Origin of the sequence: Bradyrhizobium sp. CCBAU 051011, from assembly GCF_009930815.1 — a bacterium.
In the GTDB taxonomy this organism is placed as follows: domain Bacteria; phylum Pseudomonadota; class Alphaproteobacteria; order Rhizobiales; family Xanthobacteraceae; genus Bradyrhizobium.
The window spans coordinates 8,194,008-8,218,873 of sequence record NZ_CP022222.1 but is presented as its reverse complement, the minus strand read 5'-3'; the positions used below and the strand labels follow the sequence as shown (position 1 = coordinate 8,218,873).

Genomic DNA, 24,866 nt, shown 5'->3' with positions numbered 1-24,866 from the left:
TCGAGAAGAGGTGCTCTATGGGACTGACTTCACGCGCCCGGGATGAGAAGGCGCATCGGTCGGCGTCTGACGCGGTGACCTGGTTTGACCGTGAAGCTGCGCTGTGCGAATTCCAGGACGCTCGGCTTGGCGAGAGATTTCGCATGCTGCTGAAGCAGATTGGTGGAGACGTCGGCCAGAGCATTCCTATGGTTTGCCAAGACTGGGCGAATACCAAGGCGGCCTATCGTTTCTTCTCCAATGAACGAGTAAGCGAGGCCGACATCCTGTCTGGTCATTTTAAATCGACGCGGGAACGCATCGCGGCTGCGAAGGGACCTGTTCTTGTTCTGCATGATACGACCGAATTCACCTATCAAAGGGAGCGCCCGGATCTGATCGGGATGATTAAGCGCATCCCCAAAAGCAACTCTCGAAGATTGGACGGAAAACCCCAAACGTACACGACATGCGGAATATTGATGCATTCGAGCCTTGCGGTGACCCTCGATGGGCTTCCACTGGGGCTCAGCGCTGTGAAGTTCTGGACCAGAAAGAAATTCAGAGGGGTCGCTGCGCTCAGGCGCGAGGTCAACCTGACACGGATCCCCATTGAAACCAAGGAGAGCATTCGGTGGCTGGAGAACCTCAAGCAATCCACGGAGCTTTTCGAGAAGCCATCGCAATGCATCCATATCGGTGATCGTGAGGCCGATATTTATGAATTGTTTTGCGCCGCCCAAGAGGTTGGAACGCATTTCTTGGTAAGGACCTGTGTCAATCGCCTGGCAGGCGATGGCGATCATACCGTTGCAACGATAATGGATGAGGTCTTGGTCAAAGGTCTCCACCGGATCGAAGTCCAGGATAGCAAGGGCAATCCAGATCAGGCTGTTCTTGAAATCCGGTATCGCAAAATCCGTATTCTGCCACCGATAGGCAAGCAGTCGCGGTATCCAGCTTTGACTTTGACGGTGATCCACGCTGATGAAAGAGGAGCGCCAAAGAACAGAAAAAAGATTGAATGGAAACTCCTGACCGATCTTCCGGTGCAATCGCGCGGGGATGCGATCGAGAAACTCGAATGGTATTCCCTGCGATGGAAGATCGAGGTCTTCCACAAGATACTCAAATCCGGCTGTAGGGCAGAGGACTCGCAACTGCGGACTGCTCAGCGATTGACGAATCTGATCTCGGTATTCTGCGTTGTGAGCTGGCGCATTTTTTGGATGACGATGCTCAATCGTTCAGCGCCAAATGCTTCACCGGAATTTGTGCTGACCAAAGCTGAAATCCAATTGCTTGATCGGCTCGTCAAAGACAAGAATCCAGTCAGCACACAACGAAAAACATTGTCGCATTATCTCATCAAGATCGCCAGGCTCGGCGGCTATCTCGCCCGCGCCAACGATCCGCCACCAGGGAATCTGATCATGTGGCGCGGATTATCGCGATTCATCGATATCGCAACGGGAGCAAAACTCTGACTCAAAAATGTGGGTAATCGTAAGCCGGCGAAGGCCGCCTTGCCTGGAATGATGTGACGGTGAAGACATAGGCGTATGACTGAGCATACGCCTATTGCGAAGACCTCGCGGCTTGACGTTATCTCGACGGGAGCCCGGCGCCATTGGACATTGGAAGAGAAGCACCGGATCGTGGCGGAGAGCTATAGCGGGCCACGGCTTGTGTCGGTGACGGCGCGGCGAAACGGGCTGTCCGCGAGCCAATTGTTCACGTGGCGCCGGCTGGCTCGGGAAGGCCGGCTTGTCGAGGCGGATGAGATCACAGTGTTTGCACCGGCGATTATCCGAGGCGAATCCCTGGCGGGCAGTCAGACGTCGGTGCCGGAACATGTCGTGCCTGCGGAGAACGTGCCGTCTCCGTCCTGTCTGACTACGGCATCAGGCCGGATCGAGATCGTGCTGATGCACGGGCCTCGCGTGATCGTCGACACTGGTGTCGACGCGGCGGCGCTTCGCCGGGTTCTCGATGTGTTGGAGCGCCCATGATCCCACTTCCGCAGGGGGTGCGGGTCTGGCTCGCGACCGGCCACACCGATATGAGGAAGGGGTTTGCGAGCCTGTCGTTGCTGGTGCAGGAGGTGCTGCGGCGCGATCCGCTGAGCGGTCATCTGTTCTGCTTCCGTGGACGTCGGGGCGATCTGTTGAAGGTGATCTGGCACGACGGCCAAGGCGCGTGCCTGTTCACGAAGCGGCTGGAGCGAGGCCGCTTTTTGTGGCCGAGCGTGGCGGACGGCGCGGTAACGATCTCTCCGGCGCAGCTCGGCTATCTGCTGTCGGGGATCGATTGGCGCCATCCGCAGGAAAGTTGGCGTCCGACGTCGGTGGGATGATGGATTTGGCTTGCAGGCGGTGATGGATGTGATTCCATCGCCTTGTGAAACCCGCGTCTGAATCGCTTCCGTCCGATCTTGCTGCCGCCCACGCGATGATCCTCGCGGAGCGCGCCGCGCGAGTGGAAGCGGAAGCCGTTGCGGCGGGCGCCAAAGCCGAGGCGGCCACCGCTCAGGCGGACCTCTCCAGCCATGAAGCGCTGATCGCCCATCTGAAACTCCAGATCGAGAAGCTGCGGCGCGAACTCTACGGCATCCGCTCGGAACGCACGGCGCGGCTTCTCGAACAGATGGAACTGCAACTGGAAGACCTGGAGGCCGCCGCAACCGAGGATGAACTGGCAGTGGAGAAAGCGGCGGCGCGAACGGAGACGATCAAGTCGTTCGAGCGCAGGCGACCTTCGCGCAAACCCTTTCCCGAGCATCTACCGCGTGAGCGCGTGGTGATTGCTGCGCCCGAGAATTGTCCCTGCTGCGGCTCGGCGAAGCTGTCGAAGCTCGGCGAGGACGTCACTGAGACGCTGGAGGTCGTTCCCAGGTCCTGGAAGGTGATCCAGACGGTGCGGGAGAGATTCTCCTGCCGGAGCTGCGAGACGATCGCGCAGCCACCGGCACCGTTCCATGTGACGCCGCGCGGCTTCGCAGGGCCGAACCTTCTGGCCATGATCCTGTTCGAGAAGTTCGGCCAGCACCAGCCGCTGAACCGGCAGAGCGAGCGATACGCCCGCGAGGGGATCGATCTGAGCGTATCGACACTGGCCGACCAGGTGGGGGCGTGCACGACGGTGCTGCAGCCACTCCACGCGCTGATCGAGGCCCACGTGCTGGCGGCCGAGCGACTGCACGGCGACGACACCACGATCCCGATCCTGGCGAAGGGCAAGACGGTCAAGGGGCATATCTGGACCTACGTCCGCGACGATCGTCCCTTCGGCAGTCGTGCACCGCCGGCGGCGCTGTATTATGCCTCGCGGGACCGACGGCACGAACATCCCGTCCGGCATCTTCGCGACTTCGCCGGCATTCTGCAGGCCGACGCTTATGACGGGTACAATGAGCTTTACGCGCCGTCCCGCTTGCCGGGGCCGATCACGTCGGCGCTGTGTTGGGCGCACGCAAGGCGGCAGTTCTTCGAGTTGGCTGATATTGCCGCCAATGCCCGGCGTGGCAAGAAGGCAGCCGCGATCTCGCCTGTCGCGCTGCAGGCCGTCAGGCGCATCGATATGCTGTTTGATATCGAGCGCGGCATCAATGGCCTTGTCGCTGACGAGCGGCGGCGCGTCCGCCAGGAGCAGAGCGCCCCTCTTGTGACGGCCCTGGAAGCCTGGCTGCGGGAGGAGCGTGCCCGTCTGTCGCGCTCGGCCTCCGTTGCCGAGCCGATCGACTACATGCTCAAGCGTTGGGGCCGGTTTGCGCGATTCATCGACGACGGCCGGATCTGCCTCACCAACAACGCGGCCGAACGCGCGCTGCGCGGCTTTGCCCTGGGACGCAAATCCTGGCTGTTCGCCGGCTCCGAACGCGGGGCCGACCGTGCCGCTGCCATGGCCACGCTGATCATGACGGCCAAGCTCAACGATATCGATCCGCTGGCCTGGCTTGCCGACGTACTCGGCCGCATCGCCGGCATCCCGCAGGGGCGGCTCCATGAGCTGCTGCCCTGGGAATGGAAACGCACGGCGTCAAATCCCGCCGCCGCTCAGGCAGCCTAACTATCACGTCGGGTCAAACCGGCATCGACGGGCTGCGCGATCTTCTGGCGTGGAAATGGAGTGTCGCACCCGAACGAACTGGGATGGCGGCATGAGGCGCGTCATCGTAGGCTGGCCGGCTCGACTGCGGTCTCGGCGTCCGCAGTATCGGCGTGGATAGCCTCCCGGATCAGCCGCTCCGTCGTCTGCTCGAAATAGAGCCAGAGGTCCGTGTGCAGGTCAGAAAACTGCCGCCACACCACGGTGTCGAAAAAGCGGCGCGGCGCCCTGACCATGATCGTCGTCGAGCGCTGCCGCGGATATCGGAACGGCCGAATGCCATAACGCCTGCACAAGGCGATGAACAATCGGACCGACCATTGGTCCGGCAAGCTGAACTTCATCTCGACGGCGGGATCGCGGCGGCAGGCCTCCTCGAGCTTGGCCTTCAGCCGCTCTGCTGCGGCTTCGGCGGCATCACGTTCTCCCGCAGTGGTCGCGCCGAAATACAGCGCCTCCACCTTCTTTAGCCGCTCCCGAAGCTGCTCTTCGATCAGCATAACCTCGCTCCTTGATAGAAACGAGGCCATCGCACGAACCGGCCGTCAATCGCGGAAAATACGCCGTCCACACATCATTGCACGGCCGGCCTGGAGTTCGGACCAGAGTCTCCCGCGGCCTTGGGCGGATGCTTACCGAGCTGTTCCTCGCCGAGCCGCTGGCGCCAGCGTGTCATCGACGATCGATCGAACGGCAGACGGTGGCAGAAGCTCAATTCGCCGCAGAAGTATTGGTAATAGGGGTTCTCGATCCAGCGAGCGCACAGCACCTCATCTGACAGGTTGTGCATGTGCTTCAAAATGAACAGGCCGGCGACCAGCCGCGTCGGCAGGCCAGGCTGCCCCGACCTGCTTGGCACACCGAACTAAAGCGGTCATCCAGGATGTTCCAGTCGATCAGCGCCGCCAACCGCACCAGCGGGTGACCCATGTCGATGATTTGATCGAGGGCCGGAAGCAGCAGGTCTTTCTGGCGATCATCCTGCGGTTTGCTCATCGCCTTCCCCAATGCCGATGACCCGCGGTCAGGGAATCATGAATCGCTCAAAAGCAAAATCCCAAAACGCAGGAAAGCGTGGTCCAACACACCGCTTTCCTGCAAAATCCAATACTATATCAAGACCGCTTCTGCTTATTTCTCAGGTCGTTCCGCATTCTTCACGGACGACTACCTGGCTCTCGAATGACCGGTCACGGATTTCGCCGCGCTCGTGAACACCCATGCTTGGGTTTGTGCGCTGCCTCACCCTTGTAGAGGCCGGCTTGTCATCGCCGGAAGGCCGGGCTCGAATACCATTCGATCATGAACAGTGATCGTTCGACGGGGCCGACTTCCCGCAGCGCCTTCTGCCAGCGACTTCCTCCGACGTGGCTATTTCACTAAGCAAGACGATCGAAAGCCCTAGCATCAATTCCGGTCACGACAGATAACTCCTTTGCTTGCGGCGAAATCGTTCAGAAAGCCGCGCATTGGACTTTGATAGCTTTCGCGACGAGCAAACATGGCCAAAGCGCGCAAGACCAACTCTTGATCCTTCAATCGTGCATTCTTCTTTTGTCCAAAAATAGACCGCCAACTTGCATCATCGTTCAGAAACCGGATTGCATCCATATCTCGACCGGAATTTCTTCTTTAACCGTGGACATGGTGCAAGCAACCAGAAATCGCGCGGGATTGCATTCTCAGTTTCTAAGCTAGTCCGGTAGAAATCAATCAATGACTGTAACCCCACCTCGCCAATAGTCCGCACCGCCTGCGACCACATTACAGCTAGTCGTCCGTTAAGAGCGACCAAGCGACTGATCTGGAATCGCAATTTGGCGGGAATACTGTTTTGAGATTGCAAGGTTCTGAGGCTTCGAGCCCTGGAACCTTGCAATTTCGCTTTCGAGATTCCCTTTCGGGGACGAAGCATGATTCCCTGTCCGCATCGGAGGGGCGATGCGGCCGAAGAAGCACAGGACGACGGGATCGGGCGACCTGTTCCGGGCCAGGCTGGACTAGATCATCAACATGAAGCACGAGCTGGTTCAGCTCGCCGGCAAGGTCGATTGGGACTGGATCGACGGCGAGATCGCGCCGCTTTACAGCGAGAACGGCCGGCCGGGCATCGCGACCCGCTTCATGATCGGGCTGCTGCTGCTCAAGCACATTTACGGCCTGTCCGATGAGGGGGTGTGCGAGCGCTGGGTCCACGACCCATATTTCCAGTACTTCACCGGCGAAGAGTTCTTTCAGCACGCGTTCCCGCACGAGCGCTCGGACCTGAGCCACTGGCGCAAGCGGCTTGGCGACAAGCTGGAGCTGTTGCTGGCCGAGAGCTTGCGGGTGGCGCACGAGGCCGGCGCGTTACGCAGCCAGGACCTCAAGCGGGTCACGGTCGATACCACCGTGCAGCCGAAGGCCATCACCTTCCCGACCGATGCGAAGCTGCTGCACGCGGCGATCAAGGGGCTCAACCGCCTGGCGAGGAAGCACGGGGTCAAGCTGCGGCAGTCCTATCTTCGCATTGCCAAGACCGCGGCAATGATGGCTTCCCGCTACGCCCATGCCAAGCAATTCAAGCGGCATCAGCGGCAGTTGCGCATCCTGCGCAGCCGGCTGGGCCGGATCATCCGCGATATCCGCCGCAAGATCGAAGGTCAGGCTGTGCTCGAGAACGCGTTCGTCCTCCCGCTCAGCTGAGCCACGCAGATCCGCTCGCAGCAGCAGCGCCAGCGCGGCTGGAAGCTTTATTCCTTTCACGCCCCGGAGGTGGAGTGCATCGGCAAGGGCAAAGCAGCCGCGCCTTACGAGTTCGGTGTCAAAGCCTCCATCGTCACCAACAACCGCCGTGCTCCCGGTGGCCTGTTCGTGCTGCACGCCAGGGCGCTACCCGATAACCCGTACGACGGCCACACCTTGCGGGACGTCATCGACCGCACCGAGACAGTCACCGGCTGTGCGATCGAGCGGGCCTATGTCGACAAGGGATACCGCGGGCATGACACGCAGAGCCCGCGTCGTGTCTTCATCTCCGGCCAGAAGCGCGGCGTCTTCGGTGTTATCAAGCGCGAGCTGCGCCGTCGCTCCGCCATCGAACCCATCATCGGACACCTGAAGGCCGACGGTCACCTCGGCCGCTGCTACCTCAAAGGCAGCGCAGGCGATGCGGCTAACGTCATCCTCTCCGCCGTCGGCCATAACTTCCGCCGCATCCTCGCCTGGCTGAAGGCTCTTTGGCGCCTGATCCTGACCACCCTCATCGCTGCCCTCAGCGACCGATCACCGCTGAAATCGGTTTCTTAACGGACGACTTGCTAAACTCGCTACGGACTAAGTCCTCCCACCTAAGCACGCCCGCCACTCAGGCGGCTTCTTTGAAACCAACGTGAAGCTATGAACCGAAAGGGGCCGCCTCTTGGCGACCCCCCTGCCGGTGAAAATTGATCCGGAATGAAATGCAGACCCGGCAGAGTCACCCTAGAGGTTTCCACGGCCTCTGTGGATTCCGTAAGAGCACGGTGAAGAGCACGTGTGCCCCCACGGCGCCAGTGTCAGGCAAACGCCCTTACACGCCATGAGAAGAGCCGCCGGCGTGGGGGGGGCTCGCGATGGCGTCCTTTGGCCTCTTGCTCCTTGCACTGCCCCGCGCGCAGCTCCGCCCCTGTCACAAAAACCCCTGCCGTCCGGGGGCGATGGACGGCGGGGGCCTCGTTCCGCGGAAGGTAGGTTCCTCTCGCGGGTGGACTCGACTCGTTATGACAGCATGCCGGCTGTCCGCAGGGTTTCGCGGCGGTGCTCTCACAAGCTGCATTCGCACTGTCGATGTGGCGTTGGAGGAGTGCCTCCCGCTCTGCCTCGTGGGCGGCCAAATAGTCAATGCGGGCGAAAAATCGTCCAAAAATTCCGCCGCCGTCGTCGGCAGCCACTGGCCCACATCGATCTCGACCGCCAGCTCCACGAACAACACACGATTGTCATCGATGGGTATCCATGTCGAGGGACACGGCCGGCAGCTGCCCGACGATTGCTGTCAAGCCATCGAAGCACTCCCTGCCCAATCGACTGGTGCATTGGCCTTTGGCGCCCTCCAGCGTCCTTGCGATGAAACCCGGGGCGTCCCATCGCTGGTTCTCAATGAATTCAGTCTGGTCGACGGCTTCCTCACTTATGTCAGGTCTCCAGTTGCAATGTGGTTCAACGGGCTGTTGAGCAGCCCCTAACTGCGAGGTTGCGTCGTCGTGGAGGAGTTCGTGCGAACAGAGGCGCGCAAGCGCGACGAATGCCGCGCGGCGCTTAATTTGTTGTCGGGTCATGGGGTTCTCGCGACCTAAAAGCCGCCGACCGTTTCGCTGCGGTTCTTACCTCGCGGCACACCGGCCGGCCCGGTGATGATGTAAGAACCCAAAGTGCCTTGGACATGGCGCACCGCTTCCGGTAGTCGGGAGATAAGATACCACTCAATAATCTGCCAAATCGCGATTGGGTTCTTACATCCAGGCACGATCATGCGCTTTAAAATTGAGTAACGTCAATCCGCAATTTCACGGACACATCGCGATCTTCTGCTAAGGTTACCGCCCCGTTCCTTGCCTGTGAATAGGTAGGACAAGCGAGCAGCGTGGAGGCATTGTGCGTCCTATTGCGTCATGCTTAGCCCGTTCGCCCCATCACGGGAGCTCAGGAGCGGGGAATATTTCAAAGTCCTTGTGGATCTTGTGAAGGCCGTCGCCTGGCCGGCAGCGGTCTTTGCGCTCGGATTTCTGTTCCGCTCCGACGTTCGCGCGCTATTTCCACGGTTGAAAAAAGCGGGGCCAACCGGCTTGGAGTTTGATCCTGCGCGGCAAGTGCTGAGCGCGGCACCGCGAGAATTGTGGGAGCTGCCCGGCTTTCCAGACCGAAGCCCTATGATAGCTAAGGTCGAAGCCGAGCTGCACGCGGAGCTCGGCATAATTGATCCAGAGAAGCAAATTTGATGTCCTAGTACGGCATCTAGCCGTCGCTCGCTTGGGGCGGGTTTTCGAGCAAATCTATCGCACTTTGTATGGGAGCCAGATCTCTGCATTGACCGAACTCGCCGCCGCACCCAACGGTGAAGCCGCACTTTCTGAATCGTCCGCATTTTTTGATGGGCTCAAAGCCAAACATCCAGATTTTTATGAGAAGAATACGTTTGAAGAGTGGATACGCGACCCTCTGACGGCCGGCTTGATCAAACGATCTAGAGATCAGATTCGAATAACCGATCTTGGTCGCGAATTCTTGACTTATCTGCAGGCCACTAATCTCTCAGCGGACAAGGCTTGGTGATTCGTGATCATTCCCTCTCCCTCGTCGTGGGGGAACAGGCAAGGTAAAGACGCCTGCCGAGCTTAATGGTTTAGCCCCGCCATTGGCCAATTCGTTAAATGGACTGTACGGGTAAAAAAACTATGATACTATCATTGCGTGTGGGCAAGGTTTAGAAGTGAGGCAAAACGTCCGAACTTCGAAGAGACAACGGCTGAAATTGCAGCAGTGCGCGCCCGATCTAGGCGAACAGCTCGCCGAGCTATTTGGCTGCAAGAGCAGGTCAGACGGAAACTCTAGATCCGGAAAAGCTCCTAGCGGAATTCAAAGCTCTCCGGGAGCAGACGGCGACCAAAGCTCGCCGAGTGATACATTAGCATCGTCGCCGAGCTTGGACGTGATGGAGGAGCGTCGTGAAGCGAGCCGAACTGGAACGGATGACTGTTGACGAGCTCTGGACGTTGCACGTTGAGGTCTCTCAAATCTTGCAGCAAAAGATCCAGCAGGAAAAGCTGCGTATAGACGAGCGCCTGAGGCAGTTGGCGTCACCGAGTCGGTCATGCCCGCCGGTAAAATACCGGAATCCCGATCAGCCATCAGAGACCTGGACAGGTCGAGGCAAGCAACCGCGGTGGTTGGTCGCGCAGTTGAAGCTCGGAAAGCGTATCGACGACTTCAGAGTCAGCCGCAGAGCAAGGGACGAGGTCAGTGACCGCCCGGCGCAATCCAGCAGGTAGCGAGCATGATCAGCTGAACCGTGCGCCGGCGATCCTGTTCTGTCGGACGTGGGCGCAACCAAGTGTGTGTACCTCTCCCATTTTGTTGTACTGGTCACGTGTTCTTCATGAGACGGATCTATAATTAAACAAGGCCAGTTGTATTTGCAGGAGAATACCTTGCCCCGCTTGTTTGTGCTGCTCCTCTTTGCGCTTGTATCTCTACCGGCTCACGCGCAGTTAGCAGTCCCCTCTACATGGGTGAATCAAAGGGGCTCGATTCTTTCGATACAGGCGCTAGCTAGACCCATCAACAGGCAATTTCACGGGAACGTATGTGAACAACGCGGCTGGATTTTCTTGCCGGGGACAGCCTTACGCTATGGCGGGCAACGTCACGGCGAACAAAATAGATTTCTACGTCAATTGGACGTCACCCACAGCTCCAAACTGCAGTACAATCACGATCTGGAATGGCCGTGTAGCTGGCGATAAAATTCCAACGCGATGGAAGCTGTACTACGTGGGATCGGACTGGAACTTTCACAAAATGACCGGCCGGAATCTCTTTACGAGGAGGTAGACCAAACCTAGTTTAGCCGCGTTGGCGATGGCCCGTAACGTCGTCACCGGATCCGTATTTGCATGATCGTTGGCTGCAATGTTCTGACTGACTATGAAGCTGTACTCGGTCGGCGCCCCCTTGATCCTGGAGAGAGAAACGGCCCGCTGCCTATTGCTTCTATACGTGTGCCGCGGTCGCAGCATTGACTTGCATCAACCGACGCTCATATTCAATGGAGGCGCTTTGCACGCGCTCGCACTAGCGCGCCGAGTACGCGAGTCCAAAGTTACTCGATCCGTATCGAGAGAACCTCAGAATTTGGGACTCGCTCTTCTTTGGCGGGTTATGGCCCAACTCGGACTCCCGAGATGTGCTTTCTCGCCGCGGAGCGATTTCAACTGTTCCTCCTGCGGCCTCTGGTTTTGTTCCTCGGTGGGCGAGAAGCTGGAGGTCAGACTTTTGCGTTATCCGCCGGCCAGATGCGCCACTGTGGAGGCTTCGAGGCTTTGGACAAGCAGGGCCAAGAATCCTTGCAAGGCGTTTCTCCGACCGGCATAGTCGCTCCCAACTATGTCGTCCCGTCGAACGATATTGAAAAATGCCCCGCGCGATCGGCGGGGCAAGAAGAAGTGCTCAGGGACGCCTCGGCTTTCCGAAGCTGCGTCGTCGCGCGCGGCACCACCACGTGGAAAGACGTCCGGCATCCGCTAGATCTCAGACATACTGCACCAATTTGAGGTAATCGTCTGTGAGGACAGGTGAGCGAATGGAACAAGCCGCGTCTTGAAGGAAGGTGGTCAGAGTCCGACTGGCCCGATTGCGGCCTTCGAAAGATTGCCGTGCCGGCGCGCGAGCACGGAGAGTTGCTAATTCGGAACTGACCAGGTCAGCCGCTGCTGCGGCGCAATCTGAGGCAGAGAAGCAACCAGCAGACATGACCGCCTGTGCCAGTCCCAGTGTGGTGAGCCAACCCGCATAGATCAGCGCGGCACCGTCTGTCTCATTGAGCGCAGAGAGTTCCTCAATTGCAGCAGCATGGACTGATGCCGCACCAACTGACCGAAAGAGATCGGCTATCTCGTCACGCGTGGCTTTAGAGAGGAGGCAGCGGCCGAGATGTGATAGGAGCGCCTCAGTCGGACCTTCGAAGATGCGGAGGATGCGAGCGTCTCGATAGATTTTGGCTAAAGGCGTTCCCTCATCGTAACCACGGCCACCTAACAGCTGGACGCATTGATCAGCGACAAGGCCGCACCATTCCGAGGACAAAACCTTCGTTGCCGACGCAAGGTGGACGTTGGGCGCGCCCTGCGCTGAAACAAGTCGGCAGGATGCGACCAGCATCGCCTTCACTACCTCCCGCCGCAGCACCATCTGCCCAAATAACTGCTCGATGTAGCTGTTCTCGATCATGCGCAGTTTACCGAGTCGACGATGGCTTGCATAAGAGGCTGCGACCTGGATAGCGCGCTCAAGCGATCCAAGACCCATAGCAGCCACACCGATACGGCCGCGGTTCATACTAGATGCCGCCGCGCCCCAGCCGTCTTGATCGCGAGAGAGCACGTAAGCACGCGGCACCTCGACATCCTGAAACTCCAGAGTATTCTGAATAATGCCACGTAGACCGAGCGTGCGATGCTCGTGCGTGACCTTCAGGCCTGGAGCCTGCCTGTCAACGAGTACACCAACGAGCCGACCTTTCGCATCGGGACCAGACGCGCGCGCAAAGCAAACGATCCAGCGAGCCCAGTCAGCGAGGCCGATCCAAATCTTGCGGCCAGAGATACGAACTCTGTCTTCGTGCATGAGAGCCGAAGCCTCTATATGCCTCGGGGCAGAGCCAGCTCCAGGCTCCGTCAAAGCGAAAGCGCAGAGATCGCCGCGTGTGGCACCCCAAATGATATGCTTTTGTTCGGGGATGTGCGGTGCCGCTTCGATGCAGGGCAAGGCCAGGAAGTTATGGATGACCAGGGTAGAGGCAGCGGAGACATCGAAGGATGCAGTGGCGGAGATGATGTCGATGGCCTCTTGCAAGGGAAGAGCTAATCCGCCGTGCTCTCCTGGTGTGGTGAGCCCGAACAGTCCATGCCTTGCGAATATGCTGTGTAGGGTCGGAGGGAAGGCTCGGCGGTCATCCGCGTCTGCGAAATTCAGCTGACTGAGGTCAGCGATCAAACTGGAGTATAGTGCAGCTGCACGGCCATCAGCTGTGCGTTCCTGCGCCTCCCCGAATTGAGCGTAAACCTGAGTGTTCATAGCCATACGGCCCACAATGATCCCGGCTTCGTGCCAATTCATCCCCGTGGCTACCGCAGCTACACATTGGTATAGTGTGGATGCAAGGTAAGGGTCGTTTTCAGGCCACGGCTTTGAGGGCTTGAGCGCGGTAGGCCCAGGGCGGTAGCTGGTCGATGTCGCGGTTTGGATGCCCGTTGACGATCCTTCTCAGGACGTCGGTGAGATAGGCGAGCGGATCGACGTCGTTGATCTTGCAAGTCTCGACCATGGACGCGACGACAGCCCAGTGTTCGGCACCGCCCCTCCGAGAGCCCCGCGAAAGCGGGGTTCGTCTTTTATAGAACTTCTTTGATCTCTTGATCAGAGTCTCGAACCACTCTTTCGGCACGCTGCTATAAGATTAGGAGCGGCACTTGTCCGTATGATGGTGAGCCACGAGACGAGATCGAACGGAAGGAGCGGCAGGTCTTCGAGATTGCCACCTATGCTGTCTCTTCTTATTCGAAGGACTTTACAAAAGCCGACGCTTCACTACGTAAGATGACGCTGACTTTCTTGAAGGAGGCGAAGGCACAATCCGGATTCCTTATCGACCATCTTGCGTGCGGTTGTAAACTTGCCAAAAACGAGGCAGGACGAATTTTCGTCACTACTGGAGAAGACCGAGCTTGGGAGTATTATCACAGCTTCAAGCTTGATTGCTGAGCGCGTAGTGGCTCTGGAAGTCTTGAAAGGAATGGTTTTCAATCCGGAATATCGACACACCACACGAGAGCGCGGGGAGCTGGATGTCATAATCAGGGACAACACCTGGATGGTCGGTGAGCGGTTTCACATCGCTCTTTCGGAGATCGGATTCGGAGATCGGACTCACCCGAGTTATGGAGCGGGTGTCGCAGGAATTTGGCAATAAAGCCTCGAAGAAGCGAGTGAAGAAAGTAGACGGGTCGTCTGCCCGGCTCGACAACTTTCTGGGACGGATGCGTGCCGCATCCCGATCAAACCAAGCGCGAGTTTATCGTCATCGAATTGAAGCGCCCATCCCTGAAAGTCGGCCGCAAGGAACTTGATCAGTTAGAAGACTACGTAAATGCCCTGATGGCACAACCTGACTACTCCCGCACCGACACGCAGTGGACGTTCTTCCTTGTTACCGGAGAATATGACTCTTCGATCACTTCACGGATAACGCAGAAGGACCGCCCAGTCGGACTTTTCTTAAAGAGTCGGCCGTGAAGAACGCCGGATTTCAACTCGGGACGAATTGAAGTCGGACCGTGAGCTGGGCGAGGAACTGGCGCAACAAGAGCTCGAGCCAGCGGATGAGACGCCGGAAGTTGTAGCCCGCTGCGGCGAGAACGGCATTGGCGGCATCGCCCTGGCGGTGCCACAGGTAGTTACGCCCCATGCGATGCTCGGATTTGAGATGGCCGATGACCGGCTCGACGGCGGAACGCCGGCGCAGCTCGCGTTTGATCTTTGGCGTCACCCGCCGCTTCTGGCCTGAGATGAACACCCTGAACTTGTAGTCGGGTGGCGCATTGTGGCCGCGATAGCCTTTGTCGAGAACGAGGCGCTCGATGATGTTGCCGATCAGCACCTCCATTTCCGGGATCACGATCTTGAGCGTGTGACCATCATAGGGGTTGCCGGGCAGCGCCTTCACATGGGTGACGAACTGGCCGCCTTTGGCGTGCGATAGCGTGGTGGCGACGGAGACCTTGACCCCGAACTCGTAAGGCCGGTGAGCCTTGCCCTTGCCGATGCACTCCACCTCCGGCGCGTGCAGCGAGTAGACCTTGGGGCCCCGCTGGCGCTGCTTCTGGTCGAGCACGCATCGCGCCAGCGCCAGCATGCGGTCGAGCGCGACCCCATCGAACAAGCCGACGTTGCCGTCGAGCTTGCGGGCGATGTCGCGGATGACGCGGCCGAGATAGGTTCGCAGCGTCCTCAAGGCCCGATTGGCGCGCTTGAACTGCTTGGCATGGGCATAGCGCTGGTGCTTGATCAGGGCAAACTTGCCGACTCGCCCATAGGACTGACGCAGCTTGATGCCGGCGCCCTTGGCTAGCCGAACCAGGATCTCGCGGGCCCGGTTCAAGAGCCGCGCATCGGTTGGGAACATCACGTTCTTGGGCTGCACCGTGGTGTCGACGATGACCCGATTGAGGTCGGACGGCTTGATCGCCTCGGTCTTGGTGGCGACCGCAAGGCTCTCCTGCAGCAGGGCTTGCAGCTTCTCCTCGCCCATACGCTGGCGCCAGCGCGTCAACGAGGAGCGGTCGAACACCAGGCGGTGCTGGAAGAACTCCTCGCCGCAGAAGAACTGGTAATAGGGATTCTCCACCCAGCGCTCGCATAGCACCTCGTCGGAGAGGTCGTAGGTGTGCTTGAGGATGGCCAGGCCCGCCATCAGCCGTGTCGGCAGCGGCGGCCGGCCCGGCTTGTCCTCGTAGACCGCGCCGAACCGCTCTTCGAGGAACGACCAGTCGATCGTCCGCGCCAGCTTTACCAGGGCATGGTTCAAGTCGATGATCGCGTCCAGCCGCGAGCGCAGAAGATCGGCTTGGCCGCCGTCGCGTCGTTCCTTTGGCTTCATCGTTCCCTCCGGTCCACCGAAGGAATCATGACCCGCGATTCGACGGAATCCTCAAAAGCAAAATTGCAAGCTTTTGGGCCCCCAAAGCCCGAAAGCTTGCAATCTCAAAACGCCTCTCGCCAGAAAATTCGACTCCCGCTCAATGGCTTGGAAGTTCTTCACGCACGACTAAAGACTGCAAACTCTGAGGTGTGGGTGAAAACGTGGGCTGAGCTGATCCGAGATTGTGACGCACGACTCCATTTCATTCAGGACAAGTTGAGGGTCGAGGTGTCTGCCGATACAACACCGTGCGACTATCTCTCGTCTCCGGCAAGCGTGATTCGGCCCGTGACGTCCTTTTCTCCTGATTGGTATTACGATGCGATGAGGGTCATCAATCGCCGATTTGTAGGTAACAGCCACCAGGGGACCTAGCCCGGTACTGTCATGAGCCGGCGACAGACCGCATCGTCACGCACAATTGCCAGCACAGCCTTGTGCAGCCTCCCGTACTCTGCCTTCAAAGCTGATCGTGCCGAAAGCATTGCTGTGGCAAGGCGCTCCAATGTCGCCGGAGGTCATGGAATGGTTGTTCGACGAGCAGGACTACACGTTGCCTGAGGAGTAACCAGCCACAAAACGCATCCCTCAACTTGGCGCGGCCTAGTGACGGGCCCCGTCTGTTCTCCTGTTCACACGATATTGTGGTCCAGGAGATGCGCGTTCACGCTTTCGCCTAAATCTCTTCGCGCAGGCTGGGTTGCGAGAATAGAACGCTAATGAATGTCGGCACTGAGCAGGACGGAAGGGGCGAGTGGTACGTCCGTCCGTGGGTCATTGTGCGAGGTTTCGGCCCTGACGCTTGTTGTCGTTCCGCTCACCACATCCACTACGCTGCACCGCGCGAAACCGGGCCAGCAAAAATAGCCTCGTGCCTCCACCCAAACAATCAGTGATGTGAGAAATGCGAGCTAATGAGGCAAAACGCTCAGAAATTGATCGTGAAGCTCACGAGGCATCTTCGCCAAAAGGAATTTTTCGATTGTCCTCCGATCATCAGAGAAATGTTGAGCTCCGTCGGATACGGAGTTGCCCTTGACACGGAGTTCTCGTCCAGAGCCCCCCGTCATAAAGCTCACTTTGAAGCCGCGAAAGCCGAGTCCGTCCGCCGCACCGGCCGGAGCTTTCACTTTCCGCGCTTTTTTGAGCAGCCTTAGAAGTGCAGTTATTTCTGTGCGTCCAAGCTCCCACTTCGGATTGGGACGGCCAGAAAAAATGTCAATTTCGACCTGAGCGCGATCGGGTAGCTGTTCCATCGAGTTCCTAGCTTGCCGCGTCTGGGGCCAAGCCTCATCGGATGTGAACGCTTCGGCTTGTGACCATGTAACTACAGAAATCAGTATAAGGGCCGCGATTGCAAGTCTGCGGATCGGAAATTGCAGCGCCAGCATTATCGACGTTCCTCGCCGCCGTTTGACCCGGCTTATGCGACCAACATCCAACGTTGTCTTGTCGATACCAATGATAGTCATTCTGTGGCCAAACGACCAGAGCGACGTACCAGCCGGAACCTGCGGCCAAGGGGCTCGAGAAGTTCTTTACCGGCTTCAGTCCATCCGATTGAGCTGCGGAGGCCACATTGCTGCAAGCCATGGCCGTTGCGGGATGTCCACTGGCGCGACCTGGCTGAGCGAAGGTATTTGTCGCGTTGTTGTTCGCGTAGTTGTAGCAGTTGTTGTAGGGCTGAATGTTGGGAACATTCCAGAGGCCCGGGTTGTAGGCTGGCGCATCAACGGCGCGACATTGCGGGCATGAAGGTGCGCCCGCCAAATTGCCATCAAACCTAGCCTGAGCATGGGTGGCCGTGCGCGAACTGACGTGCCGGCGGACTTCGTCGTTTATGGCGCTCGCCGAAGTCGTGATCAGCCAGTCCTCGATGTCGGAATCGGCAACGTAGTTGGCAAGGCCAAGGCCTCGATCGAGGATGCCTTCGTGCACAAACAGGCGTTTCGGCCCGGTCAGGCTTTCGACGTGCTGCGCGATATGAAACCCGCGGTATCCTAATCCGCCGACGACACCGGATGGCCTCGAGTGGGTGAAGGTCGACGAGGCTCTGATCCGGTCGTCTAGTTCTTTCTCTTGTGCGGCCGTCAGTTGCCAACTCGGGTTCGAGTTACCCGAAAATACGTCCAGCGCTACCACCGTTGTCATATTAGCCTCCCTCAAGCAGCCAGATGAGCAGCGAAACCAGCAACAGCGAGGTTACCTCGTATAGGGGGCTGATCACCTCCTGAAACTGATAGGGGCGTCCGAGACCACGCCCGAATTGAGAGAATAGTCCCGCGCAAGTGCCCGAGCGTGAGCGGCACCTATTTTTTTTACTTGTGTTGCCGAGTTTCAAAAACTTCACGACGTTCGCTTGATTCGAGAAGGCGTCATCTGGGTCTACGGCGTCGATCAAGACGGCATCAAGACGTTCGCCGACTTCGGACTCCAACTCGTCCGGATGAAAAAGCCCGGGATTGCATAAGCGGTGTCCGCCTGAATAATCCAACCAGCCCGCGGTCGACGCCGGATGCGTACCTCGGAATGACTTTACATCCCTGCGCTCCCACTTCACCTACCCACGCCACGGGACACGATCTCAGCCGTATCGAAAATGGTACCTAAGGTAGGCGAGATGTAATAACAGGTGACCCTACCAGGATTGGCTGTTGCTTAGGGCGACGGAAGCATGCCACCGTTCCTAACGAAGGTGGAAGCTGGTTAAGCGCCGTCTTGCCGAGGTAGGGGGCGTTCGCAAATAGTAGAGGAGAGATATCATGGATCGCTCTGTCGCCACTATCGCACTAACGTGTTTGGGAATCGCCCTTTCCAGTGTTGCCGTCGCACAGACGGCTAGACAGATAACAACACCCTTCCAGGGCAGGAGCGCGCTCTCAGTGTTGCGCCGGGCTCAGCGCAGCCGACCAGAGGAGTCGTGTTTTTAACAGCGGCAATCAACTCAGACGGCAGCATAGCGGGCTGCTTCGGTTGCAACACCGCGAACACCAAGAGGTTAGGGGCTGGCATATATCAGATCGATTTCGGACACAATGTCCAAGCAATCAACGGTTGGAGCCGATGGGTTCAGGCCGACACCTTGACGATCGGTGCGGAAAACGCTTGGTGTAACACTGCTGACCGGGCCGGCAACGACAATGCAGTTTGGGTGAACTGCCAGACTAGCAGTGCGCCGGTTGATGCATCCTTTTTCTTGTTCGTCGCAAGGTAAAGCGATCCAACTTTCGTGTTGATCCCAACTCCAGCGAGGATGATCGGCCTTCCCACGCTGATGGAGGGCGGGTAAGAAGTCGAGTGTCTTTGCTAGCAGGCCCGCCACCGCACACTGGGCTCGTCCGGTTTCTTACAATTATCGGGCGAGCACGCGAGCAGGGCGCGCCACGCTTGTGAGCATCTTCGTTAGCCGCCCCCGTATGTCGATCTCTTGCCCCATGAACCTCCTCCGAATTGATGGACACCTGTAGTAGGCTCGAAGAGCCAGGAGGTGTCGGATGGAAGGACGTCAACGTCGGTCGTTTACGGACGACTACAAGCGGCAAGCGGTTGATCTCGTAGCGTCGAGCGGGCGCTCGATCGGATCTGTTGCCAAGGAGCTTGGGCTGCGCGATTCCGTGCTGCGGCGGTGGATGGAGCAGCGAGGGGCTCGGCTGGAGCCGACGGCGGCGACGCGGCGCCCCACAACGCAGGCGACGCTGCCGTCGGCGGACCACGCGGCAGAGATCGCGCGTTTGCAGCGAGAGAACGAGCGGCTGCGCATGGAGCGCGACATTTTAAAAAAGTCGATCGCGATCTTTGCTGGAACACGGACATGAGATTCCGCTTCATCGAAGATCGCCGCGCCGACTATCCGGTGACGCTCCTGTGCGACGTGCTCGGCGTCTCGCCGGCCGGCTATTATGCCTGGCGCTCGCGCCCGGAGAGCCGACGATCTGCTGCCAATCGTGACCTCGTCGACGACATCAGGCGGGTCCACCGCGACACCCGCGGGCGTTATGGCAGCCCGCGTATCCATGTCGAGTTGAAGGCTCAGGGCCGCGGGGCGAGCCGTGGTCGCATCGAGCGGTTGATGCGGCGTCACGGCATCAGGGCCATCATGGCGCGGCCACGCCGGGTGCGGACCACCGACAGCCGCCACGACCTGCCGATCGCCCCGAATCTGCTCGACCGCAACTTCATCGCCACTGCTCGGAACCAGATCTGGCTGGCCGATATCACCTACATCGAGACCGATCCGGGTTGGCTCTATCTGGCCGCCGTCATGGATCTGTACAGCCGCAGGATTGTCGGCTGGGCGATGGCGGATCATTTGCGCGCCGACCTGCCCTTGGCGGCTTTGCGGATGGCGATCTCGGCGCAGCGGTCAAGTGCCGGCCTGATCCACCATTCCGATCGCGGCGTTCAATATGCCTCGGCGGATTACCGCAAGCTGATGTAATCCGCCGGCCTCAGGGCGTCAATGAGCCGCAAGGGCGACTGCTATGACAATGCTCCGATGGAGAGCTTCTTTCACACGCTCAAGACGGAGCTCGTCCACCACAGGCACTATGCAACACGGGCAGAAGCCACACGGGATATCTTTGCCTATATCGAGGGCTTCTACAATCGGACTCGTCGTCACTCCGCCATCGGCTTTATCAGCCCGATCGAGATGGAGCTAAAAGCAGCTTAACCCTGTCCATTTTTTCGGGGGAAGATCACCACGCGAGTGCCGTCTCGACCGCAAATGATGACAGTGCGCTTATAACGAAAGCCTAACCCACTCGAGATCAGCCGCTTCGGGTTTCTAGCGGTATCATTGATGGCCGCGAAGCTCGCATGATCTGCGCGACATGCAGGCCGACGACGGTCAGCGCATCCTGCACAACGTCAGACGTCTTCCGGAGCGATTTGAGCCGGAGGTGGTGGCAAAGGAGGAGGCTGCGCGGACTCGTCGTGCAAATGGCAGGGAAGCAATCTATAGGGCGCGACGAGCGATGCGCGATATCGCTCGCCTCTGCTGCAGTGATCTCCTCCCCCGACACCTCTCTGTATATACGCCGAAGCTCTTCGAGCCGTTCGGGTGAGAATTGGTGGCCAGTTCGTACCATGCCCTATGAAATGTATCTCCAACGCCAGCGGAGATGTTACTTGAAAAGACGAGCTAACCAAATGGCCAGGAACCTCCTTGGGCCCGCTCCGCAGAAATATGTTGGCACCTGCATCAGATCGCCAGCAGCCGGTGGCGAATGGAATTGGGTTGGATCCCAACCAATCCTGGTAGCTGCGTCGCGACTATCCTCAAGATACAATTCTGCGCGGATATAAGGACAAAGGATAGCGGCGCGGGGTAGGAGAAAATGATCGATAGGCGTGTGCTTTGGTTTTGTCTCGGTCTTGGTCTCTGTGTCGGCCTTGGCGTATGGTTCATTTTTCCGGGCGGGCTGGCCGGTAAGAGCGATGGCGTTCGTACGAGCGACAACCCACTTATCGATAAGGTCAAATCAACCTGGCGAGCGCAGGATGGTGAGACAGCGGAGCAAATCTTCACCAAGGTCGCGAAGGTAGCACACTTCATCCCCAGGGGATGGGAGGTTGGACAAAAGATCGACTCGGGCGAGCCAGTTATCTTTTCGTGGGCCAAACACCGGGCCGATAAAACAAACGAAGAATATACTGTCACCTGGGAGGTGGCGTCCGATGGCACATTGAAAATTGTGGCACCGTATGCAAAGCCGATGGAACTAGGCTGGCAGGCGTTCGCACTCTCGCTCATTGCCGACGAAGTCACAAACGACGAAAGCGGCGTGAACCGTCGCTTTCTGCATAATCCCGCCAACTTCAACTTCGTAACCACCGCGCAGGGCAAGTTGGGCGATCTTCTGCGGCGTGGCCGCTGCACTATCGGCGATCCGGTTGGAGTGCATTACTCGCCGACGATAGATGAGCAGCAAACCGCGAAAGGCGACCTGTGGCGCGTCGAGCTTTCGGTCGACTGCATTGTTCCCGGGTCTAGCTATTTCACCCGCGACGGAGTCATCATTTTCGAGAAGCGCGAAGGGCAAGATTGGGAGCCACAATCGTTCTTTGCCAAGCTTATCGCCACGTATGCACCCGGCTCTTGGTTTGAGCTTGCCGACCCGAAAGATCAGGAAGCGTTCGAGGCGGACAGGAAGGTGTTGTCAAAATGACGTTCGATTGCGCTGTCGATACGTCGAGCGCCGACGATGATGAAGTGCATCGCTGTTCAAAGTGTCTGCGCTTCGTGCTGAACTTCTCGATCTCGGCAACCACCAAGCGCAAGCGGAGTTTGTCGGACGGTTGGGCGAGGCAAGATTGCAGACCAATACACGTTGCCGTGCTTTGACGTTCCGAGCCTGTTTTGATTGATACCTCAAATTGATCAGCCGCTAAGGTCTGTGTACAGCGGAGCATTATCGAGTATTGGGCCATAGTAGGACTTGCCAGACGCATCCATTATCCGATCTCCCTAGGCGATCGTCTCGCCGAACCGCGATCGCTCCGTCTCCGCAACCCCGACCAGCTCCGACGGAGCAATCGCCACCGGCGTGCCACTGGAGAGAAGGAATGGCAGCTTGACAACAACCCGCAATTAAAGGGCGGATTGACATCCATCGATCTTTTAGACCATTCGCCTTTCGCCATTCGCCGCTGACGCGGACGTTGGTCGATGAGGGCTCACTTGCTCGGTCGCCAGCTTGGTCTCTTCAACGCAGAAGCCGCCATATGGCGGCTTTTACGTTATGCTTCATCACCTTTGCCGTATCGCCTTTGCTAATAATACTGCGTGGTTGCCCAAGCCAAAAAAGTGATAAAGTCTGACTAATCCTGGTTAACTTGAGTACGATTGAAAGCCTCCGATTCTTGGCTCTACTTCTAGTCTTTCGTGCTTTTTGGTCCATTTCCAAGCTCAAATCAAAGCTCGCAGATCAGGGTTCGATTCCCCGTAGGGTCACAAGAGAAATGATCTGTGTTTCCCGTGCGACGCTAAGATTTCGTCGCTAGAATCAAGCGTATTCAGCCGCAGCGTTTTTTTGACGCGCAACGCTCCTTTGAACCTCTTGCCACCGGTTGCCCACGGGTTGCCCAGAATCCGTCGCCATCATTGTCTTTGGGTTCAGCATTTCGATGGCTGTCCGGAGCGTGGACGGCGCCACATGGGCGTATCTCATAGTTGTCGTTATGGTGGAATGTCCCATTAATTCTTTGATGGCCGGGAGTGGCACTCCGCGCATTGCGAGGTGAGAAGCAAACGTATGGCGAAGCGTGTGCCAGCCGATGGTTCTAAACCCAACCTTCCTACAGAGTTTGCGGATTGCGTAGTGCATTCGGTAGTTAGTGAACGGGCGACCCTCCGAGCCTCGGAACACGTACCCGGTATCCTTCTTACGCCGGTAAAGCATCGTGTACACATCAATGTCGAGCGGTATATGCCGCGTGCGGTTATTCTTTGGCGTGACGAGCGTCTTCCCACGATCATCGTATGAATGTCTCACCGCAACGGTGCGCGTGAGCCAATCGAGAGATGACCACTGAAGGCCCCTGAGCTCTCCTTGCCGCATACCTGTCCGCAGCGCCGTCAGAACCAGTTCGCGCACTAGGCCATTCGCCTGGGAAAGGAGTGACTCACACTCTTCGGGCGAAAGATAATCAATTTCGGGCAGTGCCCTTTTTGGCCATTTGATCTTCGGTGGCGCTTCCTCAAGCTCCAGCCACTCATATGCGGTGAGCAAGCACTTGTTGAGCACCGTCAGGCGATTCGTGATCGTCTTGTTGGTGTACCCTTGCCGGACCTGCTGAGCTTTATAACGTTCGATGTCATGCCCTTTAATTTGTCCCACCGGCTTGCGACCAAAGAATGGGAGCAGAGACGAAGATAGAATGTACTTCTTCGACAGTTGCTCAGAATACTTGTTGTTCGGTCTTACATAGTCCTCAAACCACTTCACCGCGAACTCGGCAAAGGTCAGGTCCTTCGACCGTAGCGCTCCGATATCTATCGAATCGCCACGTGCTAGCTTTTGTCGCAAGGTAGCTTCGTACGCCTGCGCACCGGCCTTTGTGTTCTCAGGACTACGTTTTCTATATCGTGTGGAGTTGACCGTGAAATCGACCCACCACGAGTTTTTTATCATTCGTACTGTCATATCCGTTATTTATCGATTGTTTCGGTCCGCTGCCTCGCCAAATACGAAATGACGTCGTGCTTGGCGAAACGAATGCTGCCGCCCACTTTGAGGAAGGAGATGCGTCGCCGCTGTTGCAGGCGTCGCACGCTAGAAGTGGAAATTCTCAGTAGTTCGGCCACTTCAGCGGTGGTCAATAACTCAGCATCGGCTCCGAAACAGTCGGGAATTTTCAAAGAACCATACGGCGTCGGCGAATTATCATCGCCGGCTGGCATCTCGACTCTACCATTGTTGGGAGGTTTGTGCATGTGCACATGTTGCGCGCCGACTGGAACGATGGCCAGGCGCGGAGCCGTGACCACAGGAGACGCCCGTGAAATCTGGGACGGACTTCCGCTGCCAAGCGGAAAGCTGTCGCCCATCTCGTGGACGTCTACGGAATGGACGAAGGGCGGGCGTGTAAAGCCATCGGCTATTGCCGCATGACGATGATATACAAGGCGGCCCGCGCGGATGATGCCGGCCTTCGCCAGCGCATGAGGGCAGTCGCCGAGGTGCGTCGCCGTTTCGGCTGCGGTATCATCTTACGCAACCGTGGCACTAAATGTCATAAATCCGCAATCAAAGCGTGTTGTGAACGTCGGTCCGACAAAGTGCTGCTGGTGGGGTGAGGAAGAGCGCAATAGTTTTGTTTAGTGATTCGACGGGATAGATATTCGGACATGCCCTACGACAATGCTACGGTGCAGATGCTCCGCAACGTTCTCGATGAAGTACTTGCTAGCTCCACGTTCATCGAGCAGAGGCAACGCTCTGCGCTGGAGATCGCGGAGCGCATCCTTTGGCTTGCCTCACAGGGGGAGCGTGAGGCCGCAAGGATCAAACAGCACTTGCTGAACGAGTTTTTTGGCGAGAGGTAACTATAGCGTAAGAGCCGAGAAGGCCATCTCGATGGTAAGCAAAGCTCCGCGTTTGTGTTCGGACATACGATACCCGGGATCCTAGTAACGCCGGTCGGAATCGCGCGCGCTAGACAAATGCGCCTCGGAGTCATGTTATCTGAACGCAACCAATGCTAGGGCAGCGTACTTACCACCATTCAGGATCCATAAAAAGCCCTCGCCGTGGCGAGGGCTGGACAAGCAGTGTCCGAGGCAAATCCGCACTGATCGCGCGCTTAACCCTGAGGGTTCGGCAGGCCTTCCGATGTTCCCCGC

General features: G+C 58.1%; 18 protein-coding genes and 7 pseudogenes. 12 read left to right on the top strand and 13 right to left on the bottom strand.

All coding sequences use genetic code 11. From position 1 onward, the window contains the following. Positions 1 to 17 precede the first annotated feature (17 nt). From ACH79_RS38735 to ACH79_RS38720, 4 genes are all read left to right on the top strand, one after another. Positions 18 to 1,466: an IS4 family transposase gene (locus ACH79_RS38735; RefSeq protein WP_161855474.1), complete on the top strand. Its 1,449-nt coding sequence runs from the start codon at positions 18 to 20 to the stop codon at positions 1,464 to 1,466. A gap of 75 nt (positions 1,467 to 1,541) precedes the next feature. Beyond that, on the top strand, positions 1,542 to 1,991 hold the full coding sequence (locus tag ACH79_RS38730) for a transposase (RefSeq protein WP_161855525.1): 450 nt from the start codon (positions 1,542 to 1,544) through the stop codon (positions 1,989 to 1,991). Beyond that, positions 1,988 to 2,335 carry an IS66 family insertion sequence element accessory protein TnpB gene (tnpB, locus tag ACH79_RS38725; protein ID WP_161855524.1) on the top strand — a complete coding sequence of 116 codons (348 nt, stop codon included), beginning with the start codon at positions 1,988 to 1,990 and terminating at the stop codon, positions 2,333 to 2,335. The genes ACH79_RS38730 and tnpB overlap by 4 nt, the downstream gene beginning before the upstream one ends. A gap of 95 nt (positions 2,336 to 2,430) precedes the next feature. Then, complete coding sequence (locus ACH79_RS38720) at positions 2,431 to 4,047, top strand: IS66 family transposase (protein ID WP_161855523.1); 1,617 nt, start codon at positions 2,431 to 2,433, stop codon at positions 4,045 to 4,047. Between the two features lie 101 nt (positions 4,048 to 4,148). On the opposite strand, the gene ACH79_RS38715 is transcribed toward ACH79_RS38720, so the two are convergent. The 3 genes and pseudogenes from ACH79_RS38715 to ACH79_RS38705 all read right to left on the bottom strand — a co-directional run. Then, positions 4,149 to 4,586 carry a hypothetical protein gene (locus ACH79_RS38715; protein WP_161855475.1) on the bottom strand — a complete coding sequence of 146 codons (438 nt, stop codon included), beginning with the start codon at positions 4,584 to 4,586 and terminating at the stop codon, positions 4,149 to 4,151. A gap of 137 nt (positions 4,587 to 4,723) precedes the next feature. Beyond that, a pseudogene (locus tag ACH79_RS38710) lies at positions 4,724 to 5,082 on the bottom strand (transposase); the annotation flags it as partial. Between the two features lie 175 nt (positions 5,083 to 5,257). Further along, positions 5,258 to 5,444, bottom strand: a pseudogene (locus ACH79_RS38705) (Tn3 family transposase); the annotation flags it as partial. A 646-nt stretch (positions 5,445 to 6,090) separates the two neighbouring features. Here ACH79_RS38705 and ACH79_RS38700 point away from each other — a divergent pair. Next, positions 6,091 to 7,374 (top strand): annotated as a pseudogene (locus ACH79_RS38700) (IS5 family transposase). Between the two features lie 671 nt (positions 7,375 to 8,045). Here the strand turns inward: ACH79_RS38700 and ACH79_RS38695 are convergent. Further along, positions 8,046 to 8,384: a hypothetical protein gene (locus tag ACH79_RS38695; RefSeq protein WP_161855522.1), complete on the bottom strand. Its 339-nt coding sequence runs from the start codon at positions 8,382 to 8,384 to the stop codon at positions 8,046 to 8,048. A 748-nt stretch (positions 8,385 to 9,132) separates the two neighbouring features. Between ACH79_RS38695 and ACH79_RS38690 the strand changes: the two genes are divergently transcribed. Continuing rightward, on the top strand, positions 9,133 to 9,378 hold the full coding sequence (locus tag ACH79_RS38690; protein ID WP_161855521.1) for a hypothetical protein: 246 nt from the start codon (positions 9,133 to 9,135) through the stop codon (positions 9,376 to 9,378). 416 nt (positions 9,379 to 9,794) lie between these two features. Next, positions 9,795 to 10,094: an H-NS family nucleoid-associated regulatory protein gene (locus ACH79_RS38685; protein WP_161856802.1), complete on the top strand. Its 300-nt coding sequence runs from the start codon at positions 9,795 to 9,797 to the stop codon at positions 10,092 to 10,094. A gap of 1,258 nt (positions 10,095 to 11,352) precedes the next feature. Here ACH79_RS38685 and ACH79_RS38675 read toward each other — a convergent pair. Further along, positions 11,353 to 12,939 carry an acyl-CoA dehydrogenase family protein gene (locus tag ACH79_RS38675; RefSeq protein WP_161855519.1) on the bottom strand — a complete coding sequence of 529 codons (1,587 nt, stop codon included), beginning with the start codon at positions 12,937 to 12,939 and terminating at the stop codon, positions 11,353 to 11,355. A 58-nt stretch (positions 12,940 to 12,997) separates the two neighbouring features. Beyond that, positions 12,998 to 13,201, bottom strand: a pseudogene (locus ACH79_RS38670) (transposase domain-containing protein); the annotation flags it as partial. Between the two features lie 662 nt (positions 13,202 to 13,863). Between ACH79_RS38670 and ACH79_RS38665 the strand changes: the two are divergent. After that, the gene (locus ACH79_RS38665) at positions 13,864 to 14,115 is read left to right on the top strand and encodes a type I restriction enzyme HsdR N-terminal domain-containing protein (protein WP_161855518.1); all 252 of its coding nucleotides are present in this window, start codon (positions 13,864 to 13,866) and stop codon (positions 14,113 to 14,115) included. Positions 14,116 to 14,128: 13 nt separating this feature from the next. On the opposite strand, the gene ACH79_RS38660 is transcribed toward ACH79_RS38665, so the two are convergent. The 5 genes and pseudogenes from ACH79_RS38660 to ACH79_RS38645 form a co-directional block, all read right to left on the bottom strand. Further along, positions 14,129 to 15,478 (bottom strand): IS5 family transposase, encoded by a 1,350-nt coding sequence (locus ACH79_RS38660; RefSeq protein WP_161853446.1) that lies wholly within the window; start codon positions 15,476 to 15,478, stop codon positions 14,129 to 14,131. 305 nt (positions 15,479 to 15,783) lie between these two features. Further along, positions 15,784 to 16,032: pseudogene (locus ACH79_RS44550) on the bottom strand (IS110 family transposase); the annotation flags it as partial. Positions 16,033 to 16,431: 399 nt separating this feature from the next. Further along, positions 16,432 to 16,776 (bottom strand): hypothetical protein, encoded by a 345-nt coding sequence (locus ACH79_RS38655; protein WP_161855517.1) that lies wholly within the window; start codon positions 16,774 to 16,776, stop codon positions 16,432 to 16,434. 34 nt (positions 16,777 to 16,810) lie between these two features. Continuing rightward, positions 16,811 to 17,671 carry a hypothetical protein gene (locus tag ACH79_RS38650; protein WP_161855516.1) on the bottom strand — a complete coding sequence of 287 codons (861 nt, stop codon included), beginning with the start codon at positions 17,669 to 17,671 and terminating at the stop codon, positions 16,811 to 16,813. A gap of 1 nt (position 17,672) precedes the next feature. Next, positions 17,673 to 18,014: a hypothetical protein gene (locus tag ACH79_RS38645; RefSeq protein WP_161855515.1), complete on the bottom strand. Its 342-nt coding sequence runs from the start codon at positions 18,012 to 18,014 to the stop codon at positions 17,673 to 17,675. A 1,000-nt stretch (positions 18,015 to 19,014) separates the two neighbouring features. Between ACH79_RS38645 and ACH79_RS38640 the strand changes: the two are divergent. Together ACH79_RS38640 and ACH79_RS38635 are read left to right on the top strand one after the other, a co-directional pair. Beyond that, a pseudogene (locus tag ACH79_RS38640) lies at positions 19,015 to 20,192 on the top strand (IS3 family transposase). A 667-nt stretch (positions 20,193 to 20,859) separates the two neighbouring features. Then, positions 20,860 to 21,690, top strand: coding sequence for a nodulate formation efficiency C protein (locus ACH79_RS38635; RefSeq protein ID WP_246738311.1), 831 nt, complete (start codon positions 20,860 to 20,862; stop codon positions 21,688 to 21,690). Positions 21,691 to 22,527: 837 nt separating this feature from the next. On the opposite strand, the gene ACH79_RS38630 is transcribed toward ACH79_RS38635, so the two are convergent. Both ACH79_RS38630 and ACH79_RS44545 read right to left on the bottom strand, forming a co-directional pair. Continuing rightward, positions 22,528 to 23,655: a site-specific integrase gene (locus ACH79_RS38630; RefSeq protein ID WP_161855514.1), complete on the bottom strand. Its 1,128-nt coding sequence runs from the start codon at positions 23,653 to 23,655 to the stop codon at positions 22,528 to 22,530. Positions 23,656 to 23,672: 17 nt separating this feature from the next. Then, positions 23,673 to 23,924, bottom strand: a complete 252-nt coding sequence (locus tag ACH79_RS44545) for a helix-turn-helix domain-containing protein (protein WP_245453954.1) — start codon at positions 23,922 to 23,924, stop codon at positions 23,673 to 23,675. 114 nt (positions 23,925 to 24,038) lie between these two features. On the opposite strand from ACH79_RS44545, the pseudogene ACH79_RS44540 reads away from it, so the two are divergent. Both ACH79_RS44540 and ACH79_RS38620 read left to right on the top strand, forming a co-directional pair. Continuing rightward, positions 24,039 to 24,221 (top strand): annotated as a pseudogene (locus ACH79_RS44540) (IS3 family transposase); the annotation flags it as partial. Between the two features lie 150 nt (positions 24,222 to 24,371). Next, on the top strand, positions 24,372 to 24,569 hold the full coding sequence (locus ACH79_RS38620; RefSeq protein WP_161855512.1) for a hypothetical protein: 198 nt from the start codon (positions 24,372 to 24,374) through the stop codon (positions 24,567 to 24,569). Positions 24,570 to 24,866 lie beyond the last annotated feature (297 nt).

Bases quoted from the DNA above. Each gene is read 5' to 3' on its own strand.
- ACH79_RS38685 (WP_161856802.1), top strand. From the start codon at position 9,795: ATGACTGTTGACGAGCTCTGGACGTTGCACGTTGAGGTCTCTCAAATC.
- ACH79_RS38720 (WP_161855523.1), top strand. From the start codon at position 2,431: ATGATCCTCGCGGAGCGCGCCGCGCGAGTGGAAGCGGAAGCCGTTGCG.
- ACH79_RS38635 (WP_246738311.1), top strand. From the start codon at position 20,860: ATGATCGATAGGCGTGTGCTTTGGTTTTGTCTCGGTCTTGGTCTCTGT.
- ACH79_RS38650 (WP_161855516.1), bottom strand. From the start codon at position 17,671: ATGACAACGGTGGTAGCGCTGGACGTATTTTCGGGTAACTCGAACCCG.
- ACH79_RS38675 (WP_161855519.1), bottom strand. From the start codon at position 12,939: ATGAATTGGCACGAAGCCGGGATCATTGTGGGCCGTATGGCTATGAAC.
- ACH79_RS38660 (WP_161853446.1), bottom strand. From the start codon at position 15,478: ATGAAGCCAAAGGAACGACGCGACGGCGGCCAAGCCGATCTTCTGCGC.
- ACH79_RS38620 (WP_161855512.1), top strand. From the start codon at position 24,372: ATGCCCTACGACAATGCTACGGTGCAGATGCTCCGCAACGTTCTCGAT.
- ACH79_RS38715 (WP_161855475.1), bottom strand. From the start codon at position 4,586: ATGCTGATCGAAGAGCAGCTTCGGGAGCGGCTAAAGAAGGTGGAGGCG.
- ACH79_RS38730 (WP_161855525.1), top strand. From the start codon at position 1,542: ATGACTGAGCATACGCCTATTGCGAAGACCTCGCGGCTTGACGTTATC.
- ACH79_RS38630 (WP_161855514.1), bottom strand. From the start codon at position 23,655: ATGATAAAAAACTCGTGGTGGGTCGATTTCACGGTCAACTCCACACGA.
- tnpB (WP_161855524.1), top strand. From the start codon at position 1,988: ATGATCCCACTTCCGCAGGGGGTGCGGGTCTGGCTCGCGACCGGCCAC.
- ACH79_RS44545 (WP_245453954.1), bottom strand. From the start codon at position 23,924: ATGCCAGCCGGCGATGATAATTCGCCGACGCCGTATGGTTCTTTGAAA.
- ACH79_RS38655 (WP_161855517.1), bottom strand. From the start codon at position 16,776: ATGGAACAGCTACCCGATCGCGCTCAGGTCGAAATTGACATTTTTTCT.
- ACH79_RS38735 (WP_161855474.1), top strand. From the start codon at position 18: ATGGGACTGACTTCACGCGCCCGGGATGAGAAGGCGCATCGGTCGGCG.
- ACH79_RS38695 (WP_161855522.1), bottom strand. From the start codon at position 8,384: ATGACCCGACAACAAATTAAGCGCCGCGCGGCATTCGTCGCGCTTGCG.